This window comes from Neoroseomonas rubea (genome assembly GCF_016106015.1).
GTDB lineage: Bacteria > Pseudomonadota > Alphaproteobacteria > Acetobacterales > Acetobacteraceae > Neoroseomonas > Neoroseomonas rubea.
In genome coordinates this window covers 1-7019 of the sequence record NZ_JACADQ010000213.1, presented here as the reverse complement: position 1 = coordinate 7019, position 7019 = coordinate 1, and the positions used below count along the sequence as shown (strand labels likewise).

The 7019-nt window shown below is 70.6% G+C and carries 9 protein-coding genes and 1 tRNA gene; 4 read left to right on the top strand and 6 right to left on the bottom strand.

Annotated features, from left to right (window positions below):
- Both HW577_RS17285 and HW577_RS17280 read right to left on the bottom strand, forming a co-directional pair.
- Positions 1-181, bottom strand: a 181-nt coding sequence (locus HW577_RS17285) for a DUF167 domain-containing protein (protein WP_198377393.1), incomplete at its 3' end; no start/stop codon positions are given.
- The gene (locus HW577_RS17280; RefSeq protein WP_198377392.1) at positions 178-483 is read right to left on the bottom strand and encodes a YggT family protein; all 306 of its coding nucleotides are present in this window, start codon (positions 481-483) and stop codon (positions 178-180) included. The genes HW577_RS17280 and HW577_RS17285, both read right to left, overlap by 4 nt.
- Positions 484-588: 105 nt before the next feature.
- Between HW577_RS17280 and HW577_RS17275 the strand changes: the two genes are divergently transcribed.
- Positions 589-664 (top strand) — tRNA-Ala (locus HW577_RS17275).
- A 20-nt stretch (positions 665-684) separates the two neighbouring features.
- On the opposite strand, the gene HW577_RS17270 is transcribed toward HW577_RS17275, so the two are convergent.
- The 4 genes from HW577_RS17270 to HW577_RS17255 form a co-directional block, all read right to left on the bottom strand.
- Entirely contained in the window at positions 685-1140 is a 456-nt protein-coding gene (locus tag HW577_RS17270; RefSeq protein ID WP_198377391.1) for a DUF3429 domain-containing protein, read from the bottom strand.
- Between the two features lie 63 nt (positions 1141-1203).
- Positions 1204-1815 (bottom strand): hypothetical protein, encoded by a 612-nt coding sequence (locus tag HW577_RS17265; RefSeq protein ID WP_198377390.1) that lies wholly within the window; start codon positions 1813-1815, stop codon positions 1204-1206.
- A gap of 30 nt (positions 1816-1845) precedes the next feature.
- Entirely contained in the window at positions 1846-2556 is a 711-nt protein-coding gene (locus tag HW577_RS17260; protein ID WP_198377389.1) for a creatininase family protein, read from the bottom strand.
- 22 nt (positions 2557-2578) lie between these two features.
- Entirely contained in the window at positions 2579-4186 is a 1608-nt protein-coding gene (locus HW577_RS17255) for an ABC transporter substrate-binding protein (protein ID WP_198377388.1), read from the bottom strand.
- Between the two features lie 85 nt (positions 4187-4271).
- Here HW577_RS17255 and HW577_RS17250 point away from each other — a divergent pair, with 85 nt between their 5' ends.
- The 3 genes from HW577_RS17250 to HW577_RS17240 form a co-directional block, all read left to right on the top strand.
- A complete protein-coding gene (locus HW577_RS17250) occupies positions 4272-5249 on the top strand; it encodes an ABC transporter permease (protein ID WP_198377387.1) in 978 nt (325 codons plus the stop codon).
- The gene (locus HW577_RS27070; RefSeq protein ID WP_198377386.1) at positions 5246-6106 is read left to right on the top strand and encodes an ABC transporter permease; all 861 of its coding nucleotides are present in this window, start codon (positions 5246-5248) and stop codon (positions 6104-6106) included. The genes HW577_RS17250 and HW577_RS27070 overlap by 4 nt, the downstream gene beginning before the upstream one ends.
- Positions 6103-7019: ABC transporter ATP-binding protein (locus HW577_RS17240; RefSeq protein ID WP_198377385.1), on the top strand; the 917-nt coding region annotated here is incomplete at its 3' end. The genes HW577_RS27070 and HW577_RS17240, both read left to right, overlap by 4 nt.

The following is a 7019-nucleotide window of genomic DNA, read 5'->3' as shown; positions in this document are numbered from 1 at the left end:
CGGCCAGCGCGTCGCAGGCCGCCCGTGTGGCGCGGCCATCCTCCGGCGCCTCGGCGACCGAGATTGCGAGCCGCGGACCGTCCCCCGCCGGCCGGACGCCGCCGAGGCCGGGCCGGCGCGCCTTGGGCTGCACGCGCACGCGCACCAGAACGGCGTCCGCCTCCGCCCGCCAGAAGCTCACCAGCCGACGCCGCTGCGCAGCAACCCGACCTGGATCTCGGACAGCAGGATGCGCAACGCCGAGAGCAGCAGGATCAGCACCAGCGGCGAGAGGTCGACGCCGCCAAGGTCCGGCATGCGCCGGCGGATCGGCCGCAGCACGGGCTCCGTGACCCGGTAGAAGAAGTCCGACACCGCCCAGACGAAGCGGTTGCGGCTGTCGAGTACGTTGAAGTTCAGCAGCAGGGACAGCACGGCCGCGATGATCAGCGCCCAGACGTAAAGGCTGATCGCCGTATCCAGCAGCCAGAACAGCGCGCGCATGAATCCTCCTGCGAAGCGGGCGCAACCTAGTGAGCGTCCGGCACCCCGGCAAGGCGCCTTGACTTCCCTCACGCACTGGGGCAATCAGCGCGCCCTGCGGTGGACGGGGCTGTAGCTCAGTTGGGAGAGCGCGTCGTTCGCAATGACGAGGTCAGCGGTTCGATCCCGCTCAGCTCCACCATCGCCCACGCGTTTTCCTGATCACCGCGGGGCCCCGAAGGCCAGCACCACCGCCGCGGCGGCGTGCAGGCCCGCCATGCCGAACGAGAGCGGCCGCCGCAGCCCCAGCCACCATGCAGGTGCCAGGCCTTCGGCCAGGAAGCGGCGATCGGTCGGCAGAAGCACGGCGAACAGCAGCGCGAGAAGGCCAAGCCCCGCAACCGGCGGCGCCAGCACCGCCGGCCAGGCGACCAGGCTCGGAACCACGGAAATCACGAGCCGGCGCCGCAGGTCCTCCGGGGCCGCGCGGGATGCGGCGAGACCCCACCAGGCGCCGCCGACGAAGCTGGCGATGACGGCGCCATAGGCGATGCCACCGCGCGCGGCGATCTCCCGCGCTTCCGGCCAGGCAAGCATGGCGGCGAGCATGGCGAGCGTCGGCAGCAGGCCCGACATCCCCAGCCAGAGCGCGGCACGCGGAACGGTCGATTCGCTCATGCGGTGTCCCCCGCCCCCTTCTGCGCGGGGGCGGGGCCGGCTGCCAAGGGGATCAAGCGTGGATCAGACGCGGATCCAGGTCTCGGAGAAGGCGAGCATGGCGGTCGAGATGCGCTGGCCGGCGATGTCGCGCGGGATCGGCGCGCCGGCGCGGATCCGCCCGTTCACCGTCACGCTGGCCGTCTCGCAGCCGACAAACAGGCTCGGCATGTGGTGCTTGCCCGTCGCGGAGTTTTCCGGCGGCAAGGCGAAGCAGAAGGGCCGGCCGAGGCCCGACCAGGTCAGCGCCACGTTCATCTCGCCCGCACGCACCGTCTCGCTGTAGGTCGTGATGGCGTCTCCGCTGGTGCGCACGCTGTCGAGCTTGCGGTACTGCAACCCCGCCAGCCCCGGCAGCCCGCGCCAGGCGCCGAAATGGGAGACGTAGTCCGCGACCAGCCAGCGCGCGAGCGGCTCATTGTCCGTCAGGCAGACATTGGGCGCGTCCGCCGGCGCCTCGGCCGCGTGCGGGGAGAGCAGCAGGACCAGTGCATGCCCCCGCCCATGCGGAGACAGCACGACGCGGAAGAAGGAGGCGAGGGTGGTGAAGGGCCCGGACGGGTCCTCCTTCAGCGAAATCCCGGGATTCTCCCCGGACCATTCGACGGTGCCGGGGAAGAGAAGGGTCTCGGCCATGCTTGGGGATCCTGCTGCGTGTGAGTTGGGTCAGCCGCGCGCGGGCCAGGGGCCTTCGAGCGCGGCACGCGTCTCGGCGACGCCTTCGGCCCAGATGCGGGCCATGGCATCGTCATCGACCTGCCAGGGGCCGCCGAAGCTGCCATCGCCCAGCATCTGCCGCACCACGGCGGGCGGGGAGGCCTTCATCAGCGCCATGTCCACCGGCGGCTTCGCACCCGCGGGCGCCGGCGCGTGCGCGAGCCGCGTCCACGGAAAATTCTCCATCCAGTTGCCGTGGCTGCCCGAACGGTCCACCGCCATCGCCGCCGCCCAGGTGCGCGGGGCATTGTACCAGTTGTGGAACTTGATCGAGAGCCGCGGATCCTCGGTCATCATCTCGAGCGCCAGCGCGCCGACCGGCGCGTTCCCGCCATGCCCGTTGACGATGAGGATGCGGCGGAAGCCCGACCGCGCGACGGACGCGATGAGGTCGCGCGCGACCGCGAGCAGTGTCTCCACCCGCAGGCTGACGCTGCCCGGGAAGCCGGCGAAATAGGGCGCGAGGCCGAAGGGCATGGCGGGATAGACGGGCACGCCGAGCGGCTCGGCCGCCTCCACCGCGACGCGTTCGGCGAGGATCGCATCGACGCAGAGCGAAAGCTGCGCATGCTGCTCCGTGCTGCCGAAGGGCAGCACGCAGCGATCGTCCCGCGCGAGGAAGGCCTCGATGTCGGCCCAGTTGCGGTCCGCGACCCTCATCGCACGCATTCTCCCGTGCGCGTCACCGCGCGACCGGGGTCACGTCCCAGGCGTAGGTCTCCTCGTCGCTGCGGCCCACGCGCAGCGTCACGCGGTCCCGCCGCATCGCCCAGGCGGAGCCCACGGCGGCGATCGGGATGACGACGCGCTCGGCCATGAAGCGGGCGCCGACCTGCTGCAGCAGCTCGCGCCGCTTCGCCTCGTCCAGCTCGACATTCGCGGCCTGGATCAGCCGGTCGATCTCCGGGTTGGAGAAGCCGTTCCAGTTGAAGGCGCCGAGGCGGAGCTCGCGGTTGTTCGTGTGCGCATTGGCCGCGTAGTAGTAGTTCGCCTCCCCCGTCAACGTGCCCCAGCCGGCCATGATGTTGGACAGTTCGCCGCGCGCGCGGGCGGGGAAGATCACGGCGGCGGGCTGGCCGGCGGCCTGCACCTCGATGCCGATGCGCGCGAGCATCTGCGCCATGGAGGTCCCGACGCCGTTGTCCCCCGGCAGGCGGTTGTTGGTGAAGTTCAGCACCATGCGGAAGCCGTTCGGATAGCCCGCTTCCGCCAGCAATTGCCGCGCGCGCGCCACGTCAGGGCGGGGAATCTGGAGCGCCGGGTTGAAGCCGAAGATGCCGGGCGTGACCATCTGGCTCTGCGGCGTGCCCAGGCCTTCCATGGCCACTTCCGCCAGCGCGCGGCGGTCGATGGCGAGGTCGATCGCCTCCCGCACGCGGGCATCGCGATAGGGGTTGGCGGCCAGCCGCGAGCCGTCCCGCGCCGTCACCTGCGGCGTCGTCTCCCGCATGTCGAGCGCCAGGTTGAAGACATAGACCGTCTCCGTCTTCAGCACGGCGATGTTGCGATCGCGCTCGAGCGTCGGCACGTCCGCCGCCGGCACCCGCACGATCATGTCCACCTGGCCCGTGCGCAGCTGCGCGACGCGCGCGGCGGGGTTCGAGATTTCCCGCCGCACCACGCGCGCCCAGGCGGGGCGCGTGCCCCAGTAATTGTCGTTGCGCTCGACGGTGAACTGTTCCCGCGGCGTCCAGGACCCGAAGCGGTAGGGCCCGGTGCCGATCGCCGCGCGCCCCGCGTTGAAGGCCTCGTTCGACGTTTCCGGCGCCAGCCCTGCGGTGGCGCGGGCCGAGACGACGAACAGGCGGATGAAGTCGTTCGGCAGCGTCGGCGCCGGACCGTCCGTCACGACCTGGATCGTGTGCGGATCGACGATGCGCACTTCCCGCACCCGGCGGACATAGATGCTGGTCGGGTTGGGACCCGACAGGGTCTGCATCCGGCGGATGGAGGCGGCGACATCCTCGGCCGTCATGTCCGAGCCGTCATGGAACTTCACGCCGCGGCGCAGGCGGAACTCCCACGTGTTGGGATCGATGATGCGCCAGGATTCGGCAAGCCCGGGCTCCACCTGCAACTGGTCGCCCGAATGGGTCAGCGTGTCGAAGACATGCTTCAGCGATTCGGAATGCGTGCCGGTCGCGGTGAAATGCGGGTCGATGCTCTCCGGCCCGGCGATCACGCCCATGGTGAGCGTCTGGGCGAAGGCTGCGCCAGTCTGGGCAGCGCCGGCCAGCAACGCGCCGGCGGCGACGGTGGCGAGCGCAAGGCGTCGGGCGTTGCGGGGCATGGATGTCCCTTTCCTCGTGAAGCGTTCTTGGCGATGGATGCTGGAATGCCTTGCGCGCGCTGTCCACTGCCCGATACTCGGCGCGATGCTCGGCTACGTCATCCAGCGCCTCCTGCAATCCGTCCTCGTCATGCTGGCCATGTCGGCGCTGGTCTTCGCCGGCGTGCATGCGATCGGCAATCCGATCGACGTGCTGATCAACCCGGATGCGACACAGGAGATCCGGGAGCAGGCGATCCGCCGGCTCGGGCTCGACCTGCCGCTGTGGGAACAGTACCTCGTCTTCCTCGGCCGGCTGCTGCGCGGGGATTTCGGCACCTCCTTCGTCTTCGGCATGCCGGTGCTGGACCTGATCCTGTCGCGCCTGCCGGCGACGCTCGAACTGGCGCTCGCGGCCGTGCTGGCGGGAACGCTGATCGGCGTGCCGCTCGGCATCTATGCGGGCTACAGGCCGGACGGGCTGCTCTCCCGCGCCATCATGGCGGTCTCGGTGCTCGGCTTCTCGGTGCCGACCTTCTGGGTCGGGCTGATCCTGATCCTGACCTTCGCGGTGAACCTCGACTGGCTGCCGGCCGGCGACCGCGGGCCGGTCGTCGAGGTGTTCGGCATCGGCTGGTCCTTCCTGACGCTCGAAGGGCTGTCCTTCATGGCCCTGCCGGCGCTCAACCTCAGCCTGTTCAAGCTGGCGATGATGATCCGCCTGTCGCGCGCCGGCACGCGCGAGATCATGCTGACCGACACGGTGAAGTTCGCACGCGCAGCCGGGCTTTCGGACCTGACTATCCTGCGCCGGCACGTACTGCGGCTGATCTCCATTCCCATCGTCACGGTGTTCGGGCTGGAACTGGGATCGACGCTGGCCTTCGCCGTGGTGACGGAGACGATCTTCTCCTGGCCCGGCGTCGGCAAGCTGATCATCGATTCCATCACCTCGCTCGACCGGCCGGTGATGGTCGCCTACCTGATCCTCGTGGCTTTCCTGTTCGTGACGATCAACCTGGTGGTGGACCTTTCCTACGCGCTGCTCGACCCGCGGCTTCGGCGCGGGGGGGCGGCGGCGTGAAGGCGTTCTGGCGCGAATATGCCGAGAACCGGGTGGCGCTGGTGGCGCTGCTGGTCGTCGCGGCCTTCATCGGCACTGCGCTCGCGGCGCCCTGGATCGCGCCGCAGGATCCCTACGACCTGGCGGGGCTCGAGCTCGCCGATGCGCGAAGGCCGCCGGGCTTCGTGGGTTCGGGCGGCTATCCGCATCTGCTGGGCACGGATGCGCAGGGGCGCGACCTCTTCTCAGCCATCCTGTACGGGCTGCGCATCTCGCTGCAGATGGGGCTGGTCGCCGGCGCCGTGGCGATGACGGTGGGTGCGATGCTCGGCATCCTCGCCGCCCAGGCCGGCGGATGGGTGGAAACGGCGATCATGCGGGTGGTGGACCTGCAACTGTCCTTCCCCGCCATCCTGCTCGCGCTGGTGCTGGTGGCGGTGCTGGGGCAGGGCAAGTCGCAGCTGATCATCGCGCTGGTGGCCGCCCAGTACGCCTATTTCGCCCGCACCGCCTATGGCGCGGCGAGTGCGGAACGGCGCAAGGACTATGTCGAGGCCGCCGCCGCCACGCCCCTTTCGACCTTCCGCATCGTCTTCCGCCACATCCTGCCGAACGTGCTGCCGCCGCTGATCGTCGTCGGCACGGTGCAGGTGGCGAATGCGATATCCCTCGAAGCCACGCTGTCCTTCCTCGGCCTCGGCCTGCCGCCGACGGAACCCTCGCTCGGCATGCTGATCGCCAACGGCTTCCAGTACATGATGAGCGGGCGGACCTGGATCTCGGTTTATCCCGGCATCGCGCTGATCCTGCTGATCGTCGCCATCAACCTGGTGGGCGACCAGCTGCGCGACCAGACCAACCCGAGGCTCCGGCGATGACCGCGCCGCTGCTCTCGGTGCGCGAGCTGCGCACGCATTTCATGACGCGCGCCGGCGTGGCGAAGGCGGTGGACGGCGTGTCCTTCGACCTCGCGGCCGGGGAGATCCTGGGCCTGGTCGGCGAGAGCGGCTCGGGCAAGAGCGTGACGGGTTTCTCGCTGCTCGGCCTGGTCGACCCGCCGGGGCGCATCGTCGGCGGCTCCATCCGCTTCCAGGGGCAGGAACTGGTGGGCATGCCGCCCGCGGCGCTGCGCGCGCTGCGCGGGCGGCACCTCGCCATGGTGTTCCAGGATCCGCAGGCGACGCTCAACCCCGTGCTGACCATCGGCGCGCAGATGGCGCTCGCGGTGCAGGCGCATGAACGTGCGTCGGACCGCGCCGCGCTGGACCGCGCGGCGGCCGTGCTGGCGCGCGTGGGCATCCCGGAAGCCGCGCGGCGCCTGTCCGCCTATCCGCATGAATTCTCGGGCGGCATGCGCCAGCGCGTCGCCATCGCCACCGCCCTGCTGCACGGGCCGGCGCTCATCGTGGCGGATGAGCCGACGACGGCGCTCGATGTCTCGATCCAGGCGCAGATCCTGGCCGAGATGAAGGCGCTCGCCGCCGAAAGCGGCACCGCGCTGATCTGGATCAGCCACGATCTCGCGACCGTCTCCTCCCTCGCCGACCGGGTGCTGGTGATGTACGCGGGACGCATCGTGGAAAGCGGGCCGGTGGGCGCGGTGCTGCGCGCGCCGCTGCATCCCTACACGCGCGGCCTGCTCGACAGCCTGCCGGCCATGGCGACACCGGGGCAGAAGCTGCGGCAGATCCCCGGCGCCGCGCCCTCCCTGCTCGCGCTGCCCGCGGGCTGCGCCTTCGCGCCGCGCTGCCCGCGGTCGGACGGCGCCTGCGCCGCACCGCCGCCCGAGGC

Bases quoted from the DNA above. Each gene is read 5' to 3' on its own strand.
- HW577_RS17280 (WP_198377392.1), bottom strand. From the start codon at position 483: ATGCGCGCGCTGTTCTGGCTGCTGGATACGGCGATCAGCCTTTACGTC.
- HW577_RS17270 (WP_198377391.1), bottom strand. From the start codon at position 1,140: ATGAGCGAATCGACCGTTCCGCGTGCCGCGCTCTGGCTGGGGATGTCG.
- HW577_RS17265 (WP_198377390.1), bottom strand. From the start codon at position 1,815: ATGGCCGAGACCCTTCTCTTCCCCGGCACCGTCGAATGGTCCGGGGAG.
- HW577_RS17260 (WP_198377389.1), bottom strand. From the start codon at position 2,556: ATGAGGGTCGCGGACCGCAACTGGGCCGACATCGAGGCCTTCCTCGCG.
- HW577_RS17255 (WP_198377388.1), bottom strand. From the start codon at position 4,186: ATGCCCCGCAACGCCCGACGCCTTGCGCTCGCCACCGTCGCCGCCGGC.
- HW577_RS17250 (WP_198377387.1), top strand. From the start codon at position 4,272: ATGCTCGGCTACGTCATCCAGCGCCTCCTGCAATCCGTCCTCGTCATG.